Origin of the sequence: Paenibacillus prosopidis (assembly GCF_003337375.1) — a bacterium.
In the GTDB taxonomy this organism is placed as follows: domain Bacteria; phylum Bacillota; class Bacilli; order Paenibacillales; family Paenibacillaceae; genus Pristimantibacillus; species Pristimantibacillus prosopidis.
Genome location: NZ_QPJD01000012.1, coordinates 21,921 through 40,111, shown reverse-complemented (window position 1 = coordinate 40,111; position 18,191 = coordinate 21,921). Strand labels below are relative to the sequence as shown.

The following is an 18,191-nucleotide window of genomic DNA, read 5'->3' as shown; positions in this document are numbered from 1 at the left end:
AAAAGGAGGAACACGAAATGACAACCAATGATTCTTTAAATCAGAAAGAACAAGAGCAAATGTCAGCTGCATGGGCGCGCTTGGAGAAGCAGCTGCAGGCAGTGGAAGCTTCACCGATCTGGAAGCAATGGGAGGAAAATGGGGAAAGCAAGGAAGCTGCGGCTGCTGCGCCGGCAGCAGAAGCTGAACAATTGCGCCAGCATGATAATATCGTTCCTATCCAAGGACTCCGCACTGCGGTTGAGGCAGAGTACACGTCGCCAAAGCACGGAGCGGCTCGGCGATGGATAAGAAGAAATGCCGGCAAAACCGCAGCGGCATGCGCCGCAGTGCTTATCGCAGTCGTTATCGCGACGCCTTCTACCAATCAGGTGCTTGCCTCCTGGCTGAACACGTTCCGGATGGATAACGTGATGGTCGTTCAAGAAAATGATTTGGAATCGCTCATGCAGAGTTTCTTGCATGAAGGCGAGACTTTAGAGATGTCTAACCGTTTCGGCGATTTCGAGCAAACGTCAGAAGGCAACTGGGAGCAGCTCTCCCCCGAGCAGGCTAAACAGCGAATAGGCTTTGACATTCCGTCCATACATGTTGCGGAAAGCACTACAGTCGATATTTCATCGATGAGCGCACAGTCGTTTACCTTCCGCTTAAATGTAGATGAAGTAAATGGTGCGATGCGTAAGCTTGGCGCGGAGAAGCTGCTTCCAGCTTCAGTAGACGGGAAAGCCATAACATTTAGTACGGGTAATGGCGTACAGGTTAATTATCATCCGAGCGAAGGAAGCAGCCCCAAACAAAGCCTATGGGTCACTTATGTAGAGGCCCCTACGATTCAAGTGGATCCTTCTGTTGACGTAAAGGATGCATTCGAGGCAGTCGTTCGTTTCCCTGCGCTGCCTGACCATTTACGCAAATCACTCTTGCAAGCGTCCAGTCTGGAGGAGGGCGAAATCCCATTGCCTCTTATAACTAATGGCGAACCGGAGAAGGTCGTCATTGAAGGTACCATGGTGTACGTCGAGCAGGATGAACAAAGTAAGTACTCAACTGCAATGTGGCTGCAGAATGGGTATGTTGTGTCAGCGAGCTTCCATGGCTATGATGCGCAAAAGGTACAATCGCTTATTGCAGAGATGATTCACTCATGACGATTCCTGCTATCGAGACGAACCGGCTGACTAAAGATTACGGGGACGGACGCGGCTGTCGCGACGTTACGCTTACGATTGAGGATGGGGAAGCCTTTGGCTTCCTCGGTCCCAACGGAGCGGGCAAAAGCACGATTGTCAAAATGCTGACGGGACTCATTCAGCCAACCTCAGGTAAAGCCCAAATTTTCGGATATGCTTCGGGAACCATCGAAGCAAGGCGAAGAATGGGCTATTTACCTGAGTTGTTTCGTTATCCTGACTGGCTGACCGGTGATGAGGTGTTAGCTTTCCACGCTAAGCTGTGTGAGCTTGATCGCGTGATGGCCAAAAGGCGCATTCATCAGCTGCTCGATGAAGTCGGAATCGGCAGCCGCGGACGGGACCGGCTTAAAGGATATTCCAAGGGAATGCAGCAGCGGCTTGGTCTTGCATGCGCCTTGCTTGGCAATCCTGACATCGTTTTCCTGGACGAGCCGGCTTCAGCTCTTGACCCGGTCGGCAGACATGAGGTACGTGAGCTCCTTGCAAGGCTTAGAAGTCAAGGGAAGACGATTTTTCTCAATTCGCATCTGCTTGAGGATGTTGAGCTGCTGTGCGACAAGGTTGCTTTATTGAATAACGGGAAAGTGCTGGCAGAAGGCAGGGTGTCTGAGGTGCTGCGTATGCAGTCGAACTGGCGTATTCGCGTCAATGGATATACTCCGTTTGCGCTTGAGAAGATAAAGCAATTGCTTGGTGTGAATGCAGTTATTCAAAGCGGGACAGCAGCGGTTGACGAATCAGTCTGGCTTGAGGTAGAGCTTGAGGATGACGAGCAGATTAGCTTAGTTAATTACTTGCTTATTGAGCTGGGCTTGACGATTTATGAAGTAGGAAAAACGAAATCGCGATTGGATGAATGGTTTTTGCAAGCCGTGTCAGGCCTTGAGCATAGGGGGGAACGCAGATGACCGCGGTTTGGGGCTTAACGTGGAAGGAGCTTATTCGCAAGCGCGTAACGCTTATGACGATCATTATGACCGTCCTGTTCTGGATTGCTTTTTGGTTCGTATCTGGTGCTATAGCCGGCACTCAAGAGCCTGTTGATTTCAGATCCACTTTTGATTTATTTGGAAACTTCGCTAATGCTGCAATGGTGCTGACGCTTGGTTTTTTCTTCGGCGCGTTCGCGGTCGCTTTTCTGGCGATATTCAGTTCGGTTGCCGCTGTGACAGGTGAAGCCGAGCATGGCGTATTGCAATCGGTGCTGGCAAGGCCTCTTCCAAGGTGGAAATGGTATTTAGGCAGATGGCTCGGTTTTGTAAGCTATGGCGTTCTGTATGCTCTCATACTGTTTATATCTATTATTATCATTTGTTGGATGAAAACAGGGGTTATGATTGATGGAAGCGTGCTGCTCAAATCATTTGCGCTGTTTGCCTCCGTCGTTCCGCTGCTCATATCGATGACGATGCTGGGATCTTGCTGGCTGAGTCCGCTAGGCAACGGAATCGGCATGACCATGCTGTTCGGAATGGGCTGGCTTGGCAGCACGATTGGGCGTCTCATGAACGGGAGAATGCTGCAATCGGATGGAGAGAAGACGCTGGAGACGATCACTGGATTAATAAAGACAGCTATGCCGGCAGACGCTCTGCAGCAAAGGATGCTGAGTGAACTTTTCTCCATTTCAGAGCTGGCTGGTTTGTTCGACATCAACAGATCGCTTAGCTATTTCTCGATTAACGGTGCGCCGTCGAATGCATTTTTATTATATAGTGCGATCTATACGGCAGCTATGCTTGTAACAGGTTTATTGGTTATTAGACGAAAAGATTTTTGAGCGATGCTGCCACCCGATTCCAGGGAGGCAGCATGCCGCTGTTCAAGCCGCTAAAGCGCGCGGCTCTATTATATCGTCCACTGGGAGTGGACGATGGCGCTCACGTACCAAGCTCCGTCCAGCTCCTCGAGTACTAGAATGAGGCTCTCCCAATCCATTCCGTTATACTGCGCGTCAAAGCCGCTGAAATAATAATCCATTACATAGCTGTTTGGAAACACATCTTTAATATTAACAAGCGTGTTCCCCTCGCCTTTTATTTCGTCAACACCGATTGTCTCCGGTTCAATAAAATCTTTGTCATATACGAATTTGTCAAAGTACTGCTGAAAAGTTAGCTCAATGGGATCGCCGGTTCCGTCATAAGAACCCCATGTGTAGACGGTTGGATCCGTTAATGCCGGCAAGCCGGCTGCCGGAAAAACTTTGGCGCTCGCTGTATCGATATGCGCATAAGGAGAGAATAACAGTCCTTTGTCAGGATGAATATAAGCTGCCAGTGCCGTCATATCGGCTTCCTTCAAAGCAAGAATAACAGCTTCCGCCGCCTCTTGCTCAGTAGTTGCCGCAGCAGGCTCTTCCTCTTCTTCAACCTTGTTGCTTGTATCGGTTTCCTCAGGAGCCGGCTCAGAAGGATCCGGTTGATTACCTTGGCCAACATTCGTGCTCGGGTTGCTGTTATCTGGCGTGTTGCCGACATTATTATTGGCTGCACTGCAGCCCGACAGAAGCAAAATCAATGTTAAAACCATCATTATTTTATTCATGATTCGATCCCCCTGGATTGTTTAGATTTTAATGTGCTGTTGTGAAGTAAGACGCGATTTATCCGAAAAGGTTGCATAGGTGCTTGTGGACATTCAGCATGTCTGCTAAAATGTAGTTGTTGTTAAGTAAATTTATTAACTAAACACGGAGCGTGAAATGACAAGGATAAAAGATATTGCGCTAGAGGCGGGAGTTTCAGCTGCTACCGTATCAAGAGTATTAAACAATGATGTTACATTGGCGGTAAGCGATGAGACGAGAGCACGTATATTTAGCATTGCCGAACAGCTGCAGTATAAGCCGTCCAGATTGCGTAGGATGAAAAAAGAAGAGCGGCTGTCCCGTCAACAAATTGGTTTATTGATGTGGTCCTCGCTACAGGATGAGCAAGACGACCCTTACTTTTCATCGATCCGCAAAGGGATCGAAACGCGCTGCGAGGAGCTCGGGATCAGCATTATTAAAGTGCTTCGCGGCAATAATCGTACAGAAATGCAGCCAATACACGAGTTGGATGGTTTAATCGTTGTGGGCTCGATCGATGATAATGATGTCAGTCAATTGTACAAACATAGCAATCGACTCATATTCGTCAACCATTCGAATGAGCTGAATGACTTTGATACGGTGAAGGTTCATTTTGAACAAGCAACAAGAGCCGTAATCTCGCATTTAAGGAAGCTTGGGCATAAGAAAATCGGCTACATTGGCGGAAATGAACATGTCCATCGGCTTAGCCGCCAGCATGCTGATATTCCCGTTGTTGAGCCGCGTCGCGCCTTTTTCGAGAAGGCACTCAGCGAGGCTGGGCTTTATCATGAGGAGTTTGTTTGGCAGGCGGATTGGTCATCGAATGGCGGGTATGAGTCAATGAATAGGCTTCTTCAGCTGGATTCACGGCCGACAGCCTGCTTTATCGGGAGTGATCCGATGGCGGTTGGCGCACTTCGGGCCCTTCACGAGCACGGCGTGAGGGTGCCTGAGGATATGGCGGTTGTCGGCTTCGATGACATTGAAATATCGGCTTTTCTGAATCCGCCGCTTACTACCGTTCGCGCGCATACGGAGCATATGGGAAGAACAGCGGTTCAACTGCTGCTTGAAAGAATGGAAGGGCGGGAAGCGGCCGTTCATATTACCATTAATACGACACTGATCGTTAGAGAAAGCTGCGGCAGCACATTACAAAAATAAGAGGCTCTATAACCAAAATCGGAGGGATTTATTTTGTCTATTCAATATGATCAGCAACGTTCGCTATTTCACTTGCAAGCACAAGATACGAGTTATGTTATCCATGTAACGAAAACAGGTTATCCCGCGCATTTATATTGGGGCAAAAAGCTTCGTGGCATGCAGCTGGGGCGGCTCCTTGAGTTAAAGGAGCGCGCCTCCTTTAGTCCGAGTACGGAGCTTGATCAATTGGCCTTGTCGCTGGATACGCTCCCGCATGAATACCCAGGGTATGGCAATTCCGATTTCCGTATGCCTGCTTACCAGGTTATGCTGCCTAACGGCACTACGGTGACGGATCTGCGCTATGAATCGCACAGCATTCGCAGCGGAAAGCCGGCACTTGCCGGATTGCCGGCTACTTATACCGAGAGCGATGATGAAGCCGCTACGCTGGAGCTGACGTTGAAGGATGAGCTTACCGGATTGACCGTTATTCTTTCCTATACCGTATTTGAAGCGTTTAATGCCATTACCCGTTCGGCAAGATTGGTTAACAATGGAACGGATACGCTGCAGCTGCTTCGGGCATTCAGCTTGAGTCTCGACTTTGCTCATGACCGTTTTGAAATGCTGCAGCTTTCGGGCGCTTGGACGCGCGAGCGTTATGTGCATACGCGCAAGCTTGAGCCGGGTCTGCAATCTGTTGAGAGCCGCAGAGGCTCCAGCAGCCATATGCAAAATCCGTTCGTTGCGCTACTCTCGGAAGGCGCAAACGAGGATCATGGCGATGTATACGGGGTGAACCTTGTATACAGCGGCAACTTCACAGCTGGCGTAGAAGTGGATCAATTTCATTCCGCCCGGTTGTTCATGGGGCTCAATCCGTTCGACTTTAATTGGAGACTTGAGCCAGGCGAGCAGTTTCAAACGCCGGAGGCCGTAATGGTCCATTCCGGGCATGGCCTCGGCGGCATGTCGCGCAGCTTCCATGATCTATACCGCTCTCGATTAATTCGCGGCACGTTCCGTGATCAAACGCGGCCGATTCTCGTCAATAACTGGGAAGCGACCTATTTCAATTTTAATGCGGACAAAATCGAGTCGATCGCGCGTACCGGCCAAGAGCTCGGCATCGAGCTGTTCGTGCTTGATGACGGCTGGTTCGGCAAGCGCGACAATGATACGACCTCGCTGGGTGACTGGTTCGTAGACCGCAGCAAGCTTCCGAATGGTTTAGAGGATCTTGTGAGCCGGGTTAAGCGCCTTGATATGCAGTTTGGGTTATGGTTCGAGCCGGAAATGATCTCCCCTGAAAGCGAGCTGTACCGCGCGCATCCTGACTGGTGCTTACATGTGGAAGGACGCAGACGGACACAAGCGCGGCATCAGCTCATACTAGATTTATCGCGTACTGATGTTCAAGATTACATTGTGAAATCGGTCTCGGATATCTTGTCGAGCGCGCCGATTACGTATGTGAAGTGGGACATGAACCGGAACATGACGGAAATCGGGTCGGCGCTATTGCCGCCTGAGCGTCAACGGGAAACGGCTCACCGTTATATGCTTGGCCTGTATGCAGTGCTGGAGAAGATTACGTCTGCCTTCCCGCAAATCTTGTTTGAGAGCTGCTCCGGCGGCGGCGGCCGCTTCGATGCCGGTATGCTGTACTACATGCCGCAAACGTGGACGAGTGATAACACCGATGCGGTGTCGCGTCTGAAAATTCAATACGGTACAAGCATCGTCTATCCGGTCAGTTCAATGGGTTCGCATGTATCGGCAGTGCCTAATCATCAGGTTGGCCGCATCACTTCCTTGGAGACTCGCGGAAATGTCGCGTTGTCCGGTAACTTTGGCTATGAGCTGGATCTTACCCGGTTTACGGACGAAGAGAAGGAAACGGTTAAAGCACAAGTGGCCTTGTATAAAGATGTGCGCCACCTCGTGCAATTCGGCGATTTCTATCGCTTGCTCAGCCCGTTCGAAGGAAATGATACAGCTTGGATGTTCGTTTCCAAAGATCAAAGCGAGGCATTTGTCGTATATGCTTCGGTGCTTCAGGAGCCGAATCCGCCTCTTAACCGTTTCCGTTTGAAGGGGCTTGATGCTAAGCGCGACTACAGACTTGATGAGCAAGGAACGGTATACGGCGGCGATGAGCTGATGTACGCAGGTCTTGCGACGCCGCAATTCCATGGCGATTACGCAAGTAAAGTGTATCGCTTCCGCGCAGTGGAATAGCTTGATGATTTTCAGTTGCAGTAACAAAGAAGCCCTCTCCATTCGGAGAAGGCTTCTTTGTTGTCCACGTCGGTCTTTTAGCTAAACGACGTGGAAGCAGCAGCTGCGATAACGATAATGAAAACAACAGCATATATGGCAATAATGATGGCTGCCCACAACAAAGAGGCTTTAAAATAGTTTTTCTTCGTCGGATTGCCTTCACCGAAAGCCCATACGAACATCATAATAATGTTTACGATCGGGATGATCATGACGAGTGTCATAAGCATCCATTCTTTTACGGAAATAACAGGAGATACCTCCTGCCCGGGATTATGGCCGTAACCATTGCTGCCGGGATGCGCCGGAGGTTGTTGATAGTTATCCATTGTTATCGCTCTCCTTTATTTATTTATGTATGAATGTGTAATACATGGATCACAAATTCATTATATATAAATTCCTATTGTTTACAACCTCTATTTTGTAAAATATAAAAATTTAATTAAAAATATATTTTGCTTGTCCTCTATTTTTTGGGATAATAGAAATATTTTAATTAATATATATGTTCGTTAAAATAATTGGTGTTGTTGTGAGAATCTGTTGTTAAATAAACCGGCCACCAGGTCATGCTTATGCACATGCGGACATAGGAATCGCTATTTGTGTGAAAGAGGCCTAAAATGCAAACTGTGCGGACATTGGATCTGCTATACGCCTTAAAATCCACTTAAAAAAACGGTTTTACGGCAAATAACGGATTCCATGTCCACAAGTATCTCAAAAGTGGGGTAAAACGGGAAAATAACGGATTCCATGTCCGCGTACCCCTCGCCATGGGCGTTGGATTTTTGCCAAGCCCAATAGCTTACAAATCATTCTAGTGGGGTAAAGTAATGTATGCATTGAATTTCGAAAGGAGCGTGCTTTAAATGAAGCAGAATACGAAGAAAGTTGCTTTTTTGCTGGCAGATGGCTTTGAAGATTCCGAGATGAAAAACCCGTATGATGAGATGGTAAAAAACGGCCACGAGGCTGTCATTATTAGTTTGAAGGGCAGCGAGGAGCTGAAGGGCAAGAAAGGTACGATCACTTATACGTCGCATTTAGGGATTAAGGAGGCGAATGCGGAAGATTATGCTGCCGTTATTATTCCCGGTGGCAAATCTCCGTCACACCTCATGAATAATGCAGACGTACAAGCTTTCGTGCAACAGGCTGATAAATCTGGTATTACAATCGCAGCTATATGCCATGGTCCACAAGTTTTGGCTGCTGCCGGTCTGCTTAAAGGAAGGACGCTAACGTCGTATCCTGGGATCTCCGGAGAGATAGAAGCGGCAGGTGGTCATTTCGTGGATAAGGAAGTCGTCGTCGACCGCAATCTGATAACTTCCCGTACACCGGTGGACGAGCCTGCCTTCATAGAGGAAACGATCGATAAACTTGGCGTTAACGCCTGGTAAAGTTCGGTTGTAGCTTTACGGTAAACAATCAATAGACGCTTTAGCGATTAAAATCGTCCCTATTCATTTTATATGATGGAATAGGGGCTTTTTTTACTGCTCTGCGTGAATCGATTGCCGGACGATATGGTCTGCCGTGCGAATCGCCAAGGCTGCGGTTGTCAGTGCAGGATTTACCGGACCCACGCGGGAATCAGGTTGTTATCAGCTACATATAAGCCGGATATGCCGTGAATTTGACCGTAACGGTTCGTTGCCGAAGTCAAAGGATCCTTACCCATGCGGCATGTTCCCGCATCATGATTATCCGCTCCGGGAGGCCAAATACATATTTCCTGCCTATTAGGAATGGTTGGTCAGATAATATCCGATCGCTCGCCGAGGGATCCCGGCAAAGAGCAGCAGGCGAGGAATGCGCGGAGTCGTAAATGCCCAGAATAGCGTTCTCCCGCCAAGAGCGTACACCAGTCTAGCGCACGAAAATAACTGTTGACAAAGTTTAGGTAGAAGGGTATTATCCTAATTAATCATAGTATTTCAATAGGTATTTAAGGATATTGAATCGACCGGTACTCCGGAGAGACGATTTTCATCATGAGATGAAACACGTCTTTTTTTTATACCTGTTTATACCCATTTGTTGTAATTATGTCCATTTTATGAAAACTAATTAAGTGGAGGTATCCAACATGATGAAAAGAGTCAGCAACATCGCAAGCATGGCAATCCTTCTTCTACTCGGTTCTTCTCTTGTCCTAACCGGCTGCGGCAATCAAGAGACATCGACATCGGCATCGGCAGCTGCGAATATTGGCGGGCTTGAAGTAAATGAGCTTCGTTATCAGGGGGGGATTGGTTCTGTAACGTATCCAGAGCTTGCCGAGGATCTCGGTTATCTGGCCCCGCTTAAGTTGAAATTCATTGGGAATACAATCAGTGGACCACAGGATATTCAATCCGTAGTAACCGGAGATACCGATTTTGGCGGAGCATTTAACGGCGCCATCGTGAAGCTGCTTTCTGCGAAAGCGCCTATTACACCGGTCATCGCCTATTACGGCGTTGATGATAACACCTGGTCAGGCTACTACGTACTGGATGGCAGCCCCATCAAAACAGCTAGAGATTTAATTGGCAAGAAAATCGCAGTCAATACATTAGGTGCGCATCACGAGTTTGTTATTAAAGAGTATTTGAACCGGGAAGGATTGACGGCAGATGAGATTAAGCAGGTGACGCTTGTCGTAGTGCCTCCGGTTACGTCTGAGCAAACCCTTCGTGCCAATCAGATTGATGTGGCGACATTAGGCGGCGTCCTGCGTGACAAAGCGCTTGAACGCGGCGGCATCCATCCTCTGTTCACGGATAAGGATTTGTTTGGTGTTTTCAGCGCCGGCAGCTATGTGTTAACGAATAAATTCATTAAAGAAAATCCGAGGGCAACGAGGAAGTTTGTTGAAGCGACCGCCAAAGCCATTGAATGGGCACGTACAACACCTCGTGAGGAAGTGGTGGCCCGCTTTGAGAAAATCATTAATAATCGCGGCCGTAAAGAAGATGCATCAACGGTAAAGTTCTGGAAGAGCACCGGGATTGCTGGTAAAGGCGGTCTAATTTCAGACGTTGAATTCGAGACTTGGGTAAATTGGCTTATTAACGAAGGAACCATTAAGGAGGGAGAACTGAACGGCAAAGACCTCTACACGAATGAATTCAATCCGTACTTCAATGAGAAGAAATGAAGTTAATCCAAATGTGAAGGGAGCAAATCAAATCTATGACGACAAAAATCAGTATTCAGCAGGTTCATAAGTATTTTCGGGTTAAACGGAATCTAGGACATCTTAAAGAAACCGTTCAGCCCATATCGGCACTCCAGGATATTAACCTCGAGGTGAAGCAAGGTGAATTCATGGTCATTGTCGGACCAAGCGGCTGTGGTAAATCGACGCTGCTTGACCTACTAGCAGGCTTATCCAAGCCTAATAGAGGTCAAATCCGATTAGACGGAAATGAAATTGCAGGGCCCAATCTGGATCGCGGCATTGTGTTTCAGCAATATGCCCTATTCCCATGGAAGACAGCACTGGCTAATGTTGAATTCGGGCTTGAAGCCAAGGGAGTCGGACGGAAGGAACGCAGAGCAAGCGCGCTTGAATATATCCAACTCGTTGGCCTTGCTGGCTTCGAGAATCGTTATCCGCATGAGCTTTCCGGAGGTATGAAGCAGCGGGTAGCCATTGCCAGAAGCTTAGCCTATGATCCCGAGGTATTGCTGATGGATGAGCCCTTCGCTGCACTTGATGCACAAACCCGTGAGACGCTGCAGAGTGAACTGCTTCGCATCTGGGAAGCAACGAAGAAGACGATTATTTTCATCACGCACGGTATTGAAGAAGCAGTCTACTTAGGACAGCGCGTCGCGGTGATGACCTCTCGTCCAGGACGGATTAAGCAAGTGATTGAAGTACCCTTTGAATCGAGAACGTCAGAGGACGATTTGCGGTCTAATCCTGAATTTGTGAAGATCCGGCATCAGATCTGGGATCTGCTCAAGGATGAAGTTCAGAGAGCGCAGGAGCAGGAGAAGAGCAAGACACTACATGCCGGCAACTTGAAATCGAATGCTAAAGGAGTGGCAGCAAATGGCTAACGTTAATGTGAGTACAGGGAAATTGCTGACTCGTTATGAGAATAACCAATCAACCTCTCGTGAACGAGTTGACTGGCTGCACTGGACCATTACGAAGCTGCATCACGTGTTCAAGAACTCTATTGTTATTATTACCTTTCTCGCGCTTTGGGAAGCGGCTCCTAGACTTGGTCTAGTTAACGAAACCTTCTTCCCTCCTATAACAGAGGTAGCTAAAGCATGGTGGGGGCTTCTATTATCCGGTGATTTTGTTGATCATACCGTAACGAGTCTGACCCGTTCCATAGGGGGTTTCACACTAGCCATTCTAGTTAGTATCCCGCTTGGCTTGGCCATCGGCTGGTGGAAGACGGCAGCGGAGTATCTCAATCCGTTACTGGAGGTATTCCGCAACACGGCTGCACTTGCTATACTTCCTGTCTTTATTCTTCTGCTCGGTCTGGGTGAAACCTCGAAGATTGCAATTGTCTTCTATGCTTGCGTGTTTCCTCTCTTGCTCAATACGATTAGCGGGGTTCGGAATGTAGACCCGCTCTTAATTAAATCAGCACGCTCTATGGGTCTTTCGCCGATAAGCCTGTTCCGCAAAGTGATTATCCCTGCGTCTGTTCCAACGATATTTGTCGGCATTCGGCAAGCAGGGGCAAGCTCCATTCTCGTGCTAGTAGCAGCAGAGATGGTAGGTGCTAAATCTGGTCTAGGTTATCTGATCCAATATACACAGTTCAGCTTTCAGATAACAGAGATGTACGCGGGTATTATTTCGATTTCAGTTATTGGCTTAATTATTAACTATTTACTTGTTCAATTAGAGAAGAGATTAACGTCGTGGAAGCAGGTCTACAGCGAATAACACGTAAATCCAAACCAAATATAAAGGTGTGTGATGAATAATGAGTAAGGGCAAGCGGCAAATGAATTTGAATCTATTTATTATGAATGCGGGTCATCATGAGGCAGCATGGCGTCATCCGGATACAGAACCGCATAGTATTACGGATATTCGATATTTTCAACGATTGGCGCAAACAGCTGAACAAGCCAAGTTTGATTCTCTCTTCTTGGCGGATGGGTTGGCAATCAATAAGAACATTAAACACGGAGCCTTCGTTGGACTTGAACCTTTTACCTTGTTATCTGCATTAGCAGCCGTTACAGAGCGGATTGGTCTTATCGGAACCGTATCCACGACATATAACGAGCCTTTCCATGTGGCGCGAAAATTCGCTTCCTTGGATCATATCAGCAATGGACGCGCAGGCTGGAATATCGTCACCTCTGGCAGTGAATTCGAAGCGAACAACTTTAACAAAGACACGCACCTGGCGCATAGTAAACGTTATACACGTGCCAGAGAATTCCTTCAAGTTACGACCAGCTTATGGGACAGCTGGGAGGATGATGCGATCATTATCGACCGTGCCTCGGGTGCCTTTGCGGACAATGGCAAGGTTCACGAAATCAATCATGTCGGAGATGAATTCAAGGTAAGAGGACCACTAAACACTCCACGTTCACCGCAAGGCTATCCTGTTCTTGTGCAAGCAGGCTCCTCGGAGGATGGTAAGGAGTTTGCGGCGCAATATGCGGAGGCTATATTCACTGCCCAGCAGACGCTGGCGGAAGCGCAGAAATTTTATGCGGATGTCAAATCGCGTCTAGCTAAGTACGGCCGTCATCCGGAACAGCTGAAAATATTGCCTGGCATCTGCCCGATTATTGGGCGGACCGAATCAGAAGCGATCGAAAAAGAGCAGGAATTGAATGAATTGACCGTTCCCGAGTACGGGCTGAATCAATTGTCAACGATGCTGAAGATGGATTTATTCAACTATCCGCTCGACGGCCCGCTTCCTGAATTGCCTGGTGTGGATGAGATTAACGGCAACAAGAGCCGCTATCAGTTGGTCGCTGATTTAGCTAAGCGTGACAACTTGACGATTAGACAGCTCATCCATCGCCTAGCTGGCGGGCGGGGTCATCGTACCTTTGCCGGAACTGCGATACAGGTTGCCGATCAGCTGGAGGAATGGTTCACCCAAGGCGGAAGTGATGGTTTCAACGTCATGCCGCCGTATCTACCTGGCGGATTGGAGGAATTTGCCCAGCATGTCATCCCTGAACTGCAGCGTAGAGGGCTTTTCCGCACTGAATATGCAGGACGTACGCTGCGTGATCATTTTGGTCTTCCGAGGCCGGTCAATTCTTTCTCAATCCGCAGTTCATCCACATTTAAGGAGGTTATCGTATGAGTACATTGAATCCGAATCATGTCCATGAAACAGAATTGGAAGTGAAGCCTGTCGCAGGGCGAATTGGCGCAGAGATTATTGGTGTTCGTCTAGGGGAGGACTTAAGTGAGCAGACGATTGCGGCAGTAAGGCAAGCTCTACTAAAGCATAAGGTGATCTTCTTCCGTGGGCAGTCACATCTGGATGATGCAGGGCAGGAAGCATTGGCCCGCGTATTGGGCAATCCGATTGCTCATCCAACAGTACCGGTTAAGCAAGGGACGGAATATGTTTTGGAGCTGAATTCCGATCATGGCGGGCGCGCGGATTCATGGCATACCGATGTAACCTTTGTCGCTGCCTATCCGCAAGCATCGATTCTGCGTGCAGTTGTTGTACCGGATGCAGGCGGTGATACGGTATGGGCGAATACCGCGGCCGCTTATGAGCATTTGCCGTCGGAATTACAGCTTCTCGTGGATCGGCTCTGGGCCGTTCACACGAACGAGTACGATTATGCCCAGCATCGTTATGTCGTTTCTGAGGAAGCAGTGCGTCATCATAAAGAAGTGTTCGTCTCCGCTCTATATGAAACCGAACATCCACTCGTTCGTGTTCATCCCGAGACCGGAGAGCGTACTCTCGTGCTTGGACATTTCGCTAAGAAAATCGTCGGCTTCTCCTCAGCAGATTCGAAACAGTTACTGTCATTGCTGCAAGGACATATTACCCGGCTGGAGAATACGGTTCGTTGGCGCTGGTCGGCTGGGGATGTTGTTATTTGGGACAATCGCGCTACTCAGCATTATGCAATCAATGATTACGGCGATCAGCACCGCGTCGTGCGGAGGGTTACGGTGGATGGCGATATTCCAGTCAGCATCGATGGGCGACAAAGCTTTACACGCAAACATGTGCCATCTAGCGCATCCTCTCAACCAGATGAGGATGTTGCATCGGTATCGTAATCTATGAAAATAGACTGTCTAGGCAACCTTATTCCGGTATCAATTGGGGTAAGGTTGTTTAGTTTAGCCACTGTGAGTTTCTACAGTGTTTCATGATTATAGAAGCAAACGCTCGTTCTGTGTCGTAATAGGTCTCGTAACATTTCACCAGTTAATTTAGAAGTTACATTACCCTAAGCTTGTCATGCTAGTCTGCATAATTGGTCAAGTCCCCTCATAGACATGTTATCAGCCAGTAAAAAACAATGTGCAGAGGGGATGATCACATGCGTCGCATTACATGGACCGCGGCAATTTTATTGTGTTTATCATTAGTATTAGCCGCTTGCGGTACGAAGGACGCCGAGTCCGTGGTTAAGGAGCTCGACAAGGTTGTAAACAATATGGAGAGCTATCAAGGGAGCGGGACGATGACTTTGCATACAAGTCAGCAGCCGCTCAAGTATAACGTGGAAGTGTCGTACCAAAAGCCGCAATATTATCGGATCAAGCTGACGAACGAGGAGAAAGATATCACACAAATTGTGCTCCGCAACGATGACGGCGTATTCGTTCTCACACCGAAGCTGAATAAAGTATTCCGCTTCCAAAGCGACTGGCCGCAAAATCAAGGCCAGGTCTACTTGTACCAGACGCTCATTCAAAGCATTCTGGTGGATGGATCACGGCAGTTTGCAGTGGATGAGGATGCTTACGTTTTTGACGTGATGGCCAACTATAACAATGGATCGCTAGCCCGTCAGAAAATTTGGTTGAATAAATCAGACTACAAGCCGGTTCAGGTAGAAGTCAGCGATACGAATGCGGCAGTAATGGTGGATGTGAAATTCGATAAGTTTGAATTCGGACCGAAGTTCGATAAGACCGTATTCGAAACCGAGGCGAATATGAAGACGGAGCCATCCAGCCAATCGACAGAAGAGCCTACGATGACTGTGCCTGAGCAAAATGTGGGCGATGATGCTTCTGCTGGTAATACAGGTGATGACGCAGCTGCAGGTAATACTGGTGGTGATGAAGCGGCCGCACCAGACGATAAACCGGATGCAAGCGGAAATAAGCAAGAGGACGAAAGTGCAGTTGACGGCGATGATCAAACAGATAACAGCAGTAATAACGATGAGAATGCCGATGATGATGCCTCTGCAGAAGCACCGGGCGGAACAGATGCCAAATTTACAGCGATGAAGCCTTCCTATACACCTGATGGTGTTACGGAACAGGATTTGGTAGACATCGTGTTCGGCGGAAACCCTGGCTTGATGATTCGTTACACCGGCGATTATAGCTATACGCTCATTCAAACGCAGCCGGATGATGTAGCGTCATCTTTTGCACCTGGGATGATGGTTGATCTAGGCTTTACGATGGGCCAGCTTACCGGAGACGAGCAGCAGACGCTTACATGGACGTATGAAGGACATCAATTCCGCCTAACGAGCGCAAACCTGCCTGAATCGGAAATGATTAAGATCGCGCAATCGGTGCAGGGCGAAATTGGAAAATAAAGCTTGTAATCAGCAGAATTTCCAAGACGTACTAGCCTTTTCAGGGGCTCATTTCATTGACAGTATCAGCAGCAACGTTTAACATTATTTCTATTGATGTTTGCTGCTCGGACTGTTGTGGCTGCCAGATGAGGAGAAGGTGAACGGCTTGGATTCGTTTTATCGCCCGACAAGGGCTGAAATATCATTAGATGCGCTAAGACATAATTTACAAGCATTTCGGAATGTAATTCCGGAAGGCTGCAGGCTTATGGCTTCGGTCAAAGCCAATGCCTATGGGCATGGTGCAGTGGAGATTGCGCGTGAAGCGGAGCGCTTCGGCGTTGATTATTTAGGAGTCGCTTTTCTGGATGAAGCATTACAATTGCGGAAGGCTGGCATTCAAACCCCGATTCTTGTACTTGGCTTCGTGGCTGCGAATGCCTTGTCTGCCGCAAGAGATAATGATGTTGCCATAAGTTTGTTTCGAGAAGATATTTTACAAGCCGCTGCCGAGCTTCCGGCTGACGTTGCCGGCCGCAAGCTCAAGGTTCATATTAAGATTGATTCCGGTATGGGACGGCTTGGTGTGCTGGGTCAGGATGCTGCAATATCGTTTATCGGAAAGGCTTTAAAAGTGCCGCAGCTCGACGTTGAGGGGCTGTTTACGCATTACGCCCGAGCGGATGAAGCTGACAAGAGCTATACAAAGCTTCAGTATGACAGATTTCGTGAGGTTGCTTCGTATGTGGAGCAGCAGGGACTGCCAATACCGATCATTCACGCTGCCAACAGCGCTGCCGGTATCGATACACCCGAATGGGGCGGCAATATGCTTCGGCTCGGAATAAGCATGTACGGTTTATATCCCTCCGCGGAAGTCAATCAGCAGCGTATTGAGCTCGAGCCGGTCTTGACGCTCAAAACGGAAGTTGTCATGGTCAAAACAACGCCTGCGGGTTGGGGGATAAGCTACGGCACACGTTATGTTACCGAAGGCGAAGAACAAATTGGAACGCTGCCAATTGGTTATGCGGACGGCTTCAGCCGTATGCTTACCGGTAAAGCACATGGACTGGTTCGCGGTGTTAAAGTGCCCATTCGCGGTACGATTTGTATGGATCAATGTATGATTGCATTAGATGCAGCGGCTTCGGGAGCGAATTCAATGCCGGTAGAGACCGGTGAAGAGGTCGTGCTTATCGGTCGTCAAGACGATGCAGTCATAACGGTTGATGAGGTTGCGCAGCAACTGGGCACGCTTAACTATGAAGTAACGTGCATGCTTGCAGCACGTGTACCACGCGTATATGTAAGCAGTGGGCGCACAACAGCGATCTATAACCCATTAGCGTAAAAACAACTCGAAATGGTAAATGTTTCAACTTACAAATTTTCGTAAATGAAGAGGATTTTCGCCAAATATCACGAATGTAGTATGGCAGTTCATCTGTAGAGGTTATACATGGAAACATACAGCATATTTGATATACGGCGAACATAGATATGTTTGAGTATAGCGACGGCAATATATTGTCATAATGTGTATTAAGGTTTTGGAAAAGTTTTGGGGGTGCGAGCTCGGTGGCCAATGTACAAAATACCAAGAGGATCATGATAAGCCTGCCAGATCATCTGCTTGAGGAGGTTGACGGGATTGTTGCCAAAGAAAACTCCAACCGCAGCGAATTTATCCGGCAAGCCATGAAGCTGTATCTGGTGGAACGTAAAAAACGTCAAATCCGGGAATCGATGCAGCGCGGGTATATGGAAATGGCGAAAATCAACCTGAACATGGCCTCGGAAGCTTTTCAAGCGGAGGAAGAAGCAGATCATACGCTTGGCCGTCTCGTTAGCGGGGTGTAGAGGTTGATCGTAAAACGCGGAGATGTGTTTTTTGCGGATTTGTCGCCGGTCGTCGGATCGGAGCAGGGCGGTGTTCGCCCCGTACTGGTCATTCAGAATGATATCGGAAATCGTTTCAGTCCGACGGTAATTGTTGCTGCGATCACAGCTCAAATCCAGAAAGCAAAGCTGCCCACTCATGTTGAAATGGACGCAGCGGCGCATGGTTTTGACCGCGATTCCGTCGTGCTTCTAGAGCAGATTCGGACGATTGATAAACAGCGGCTAACCGATAAAATTACGCATCTGGACGATGAAACGATGCGTAAGGTAGATGATGCCTTGCTAATCAGCGTCGGATTAATCGATTTTTAAATGGAGCGGCAAGCTAT

At 48.2% G+C, this 18,191-nt stretch carries 17 protein-coding genes and 1 pseudogene; 15 read left to right on the top strand and 3 right to left on the bottom strand.

The annotated features are described in order from the left end of the window. The first annotated feature begins 17 nt into the window (after window positions 1–17). The 3 genes from DFP97_RS18855 to DFP97_RS18845 are packed head-to-tail and all read left to right on the top strand — an operon-like array spanning window position 18 to window position 2,976. On the top strand, window positions 18–1,151 hold the full coding sequence (locus tag DFP97_RS18855; RefSeq protein ID WP_114381744.1) for a hypothetical protein: 1,134 nt from the start codon (window positions 18–20) through the stop codon (window positions 1,149–1,151). Continuing rightward, window positions 1,148–2,104: an ABC transporter ATP-binding protein gene (locus tag DFP97_RS18850; RefSeq protein ID WP_114381743.1), complete on the top strand. Its 957-nt coding sequence runs from the start codon at window positions 1,148–1,150 to the stop codon at window positions 2,102–2,104. The genes DFP97_RS18855 and DFP97_RS18850 overlap by 4 nt, the downstream gene beginning before the upstream one ends. Beyond that, window positions 2,101–2,976, top strand: coding sequence for an ABC transporter permease subunit (locus DFP97_RS18845; RefSeq protein WP_114381742.1), 876 nt, complete (start codon window positions 2,101–2,103; stop codon window positions 2,974–2,976). The genes DFP97_RS18850 and DFP97_RS18845 overlap by 4 nt, the downstream gene beginning before the upstream one ends. 68 nt (window positions 2,977–3,044) lie before the next feature. Here DFP97_RS18845 and DFP97_RS18840 read toward each other — a convergent pair whose 3' ends face one another. Continuing rightward, a complete protein-coding gene (locus DFP97_RS18840) occupies window positions 3,045–3,743 on the bottom strand; it encodes a hypothetical protein (RefSeq protein ID WP_114381741.1) in 699 nt (232 codons plus the stop codon). Between the two features lie 157 nt (window positions 3,744–3,900). Here DFP97_RS18840 and DFP97_RS18835 point away from each other — a divergent pair, with 157 nt between their 5' ends. Next, complete coding sequence (locus DFP97_RS18835) at window positions 3,901–4,938, top strand: LacI family DNA-binding transcriptional regulator (RefSeq protein WP_114381740.1); 1,038 nt, start codon at window positions 3,901–3,903, stop codon at window positions 4,936–4,938. Window positions 4,939–4,971: 33 nt separating this feature from the next. Then, entirely contained in the window at window positions 4,972–7,164 is a 2,193-nt protein-coding gene (locus tag DFP97_RS18830) for an alpha-galactosidase (RefSeq protein WP_114381739.1), read from the top strand. Window positions 7,165–7,241: 77 nt separating this feature from the next. Here DFP97_RS18830 and DFP97_RS18825 read toward each other — a convergent pair whose 3' ends face one another. Beyond that, on the bottom strand, window positions 7,242–7,535 hold the full coding sequence (locus DFP97_RS18825) for a hypothetical protein (RefSeq protein WP_245976423.1): 294 nt from the start codon (window positions 7,533–7,535) through the stop codon (window positions 7,242–7,244). A gap of 546 nt (window positions 7,536–8,081) precedes the next feature. Between DFP97_RS18825 and DFP97_RS18820 the strand changes: the two genes are divergently transcribed. After that, window positions 8,082–8,615 carry a type 1 glutamine amidotransferase domain-containing protein gene (locus tag DFP97_RS18820; protein WP_114381738.1) on the top strand — a complete coding sequence of 178 codons (534 nt, stop codon included), beginning with the start codon at window positions 8,082–8,084 and terminating at the stop codon, window positions 8,613–8,615. Between the two features lie 93 nt (window positions 8,616–8,708). Here the strand turns inward: DFP97_RS18820 and DFP97_RS18815 are convergent. Next, window positions 8,709–8,947, bottom strand: a pseudogene (locus DFP97_RS18815) (GMC oxidoreductase); the annotation flags it as partial. Between the two features lie 357 nt (window positions 8,948–9,304). On the opposite strand from DFP97_RS18815, the gene DFP97_RS18810 reads away from it, so the two are divergent. From DFP97_RS18810 to DFP97_RS18770, 9 genes are all read left to right on the top strand, one after another. Further along, on the top strand, window positions 9,305–10,357 hold the full coding sequence (locus DFP97_RS18810) for an ABC transporter substrate-binding protein (protein WP_425453538.1): 1,053 nt from the start codon (window positions 9,305–9,307) through the stop codon (window positions 10,355–10,357). Between the two features lie 35 nt (window positions 10,358–10,392). Further along, the gene (locus DFP97_RS18805) at window positions 10,393–11,268 is read left to right on the top strand and encodes an ABC transporter ATP-binding protein (RefSeq protein ID WP_114381737.1); all 876 of its coding nucleotides are present in this window, start codon (window positions 10,393–10,395) and stop codon (window positions 11,266–11,268) included. After that, window positions 11,261–12,121 carry an ABC transporter permease gene (locus tag DFP97_RS18800; protein WP_114381736.1) on the top strand — a complete coding sequence of 287 codons (861 nt, stop codon included), beginning with the start codon at window positions 11,261–11,263 and terminating at the stop codon, window positions 12,119–12,121. The genes DFP97_RS18805 and DFP97_RS18800 overlap by 8 nt, the downstream gene beginning before the upstream one ends. A 40-nt stretch (window positions 12,122–12,161) precedes the next feature. Then, on the top strand, window positions 12,162–13,520 hold the full coding sequence (locus DFP97_RS18795; RefSeq protein ID WP_114381735.1) for an LLM class flavin-dependent oxidoreductase: 1,359 nt from the start codon (window positions 12,162–12,164) through the stop codon (window positions 13,518–13,520). Beyond that, the gene (locus DFP97_RS18790) at window positions 13,517–14,467 is read left to right on the top strand and encodes a TauD/TfdA dioxygenase family protein (protein ID WP_114381734.1); all 951 of its coding nucleotides are present in this window, start codon (window positions 13,517–13,519) and stop codon (window positions 14,465–14,467) included. The genes DFP97_RS18795 and DFP97_RS18790 overlap by 4 nt, the downstream gene beginning before the upstream one ends. 266 nt (window positions 14,468–14,733) lie before the next feature. Then, window positions 14,734–15,975 (top strand): DUF4367 domain-containing protein, encoded by a 1,242-nt coding sequence (locus DFP97_RS18785; protein ID WP_114381733.1) that lies wholly within the window; start codon window positions 14,734–14,736, stop codon window positions 15,973–15,975. Between the two features lie 148 nt (window positions 15,976–16,123). Continuing rightward, a complete protein-coding gene (gene alr / locus DFP97_RS18780) occupies window positions 16,124–17,311 on the top strand; it encodes an alanine racemase (protein WP_114381732.1) in 1,188 nt (395 codons plus the stop codon). 227 nt (window positions 17,312–17,538) lie between these two features. Further along, complete coding sequence (locus DFP97_RS18775) at window positions 17,539–17,820, top strand: CopG family ribbon-helix-helix protein (RefSeq protein WP_028609437.1); 282 nt, start codon at window positions 17,539–17,541, stop codon at window positions 17,818–17,820. A gap of 3 nt (window positions 17,821–17,823) precedes the next feature. After that, window positions 17,824–18,174 carry a type II toxin-antitoxin system PemK/MazF family toxin gene (locus DFP97_RS18770; protein ID WP_028609438.1) on the top strand — a complete coding sequence of 117 codons (351 nt, stop codon included), beginning with the start codon at window positions 17,824–17,826 and terminating at the stop codon, window positions 18,172–18,174. Window positions 18,175–18,191 lie beyond the last annotated feature (17 nt).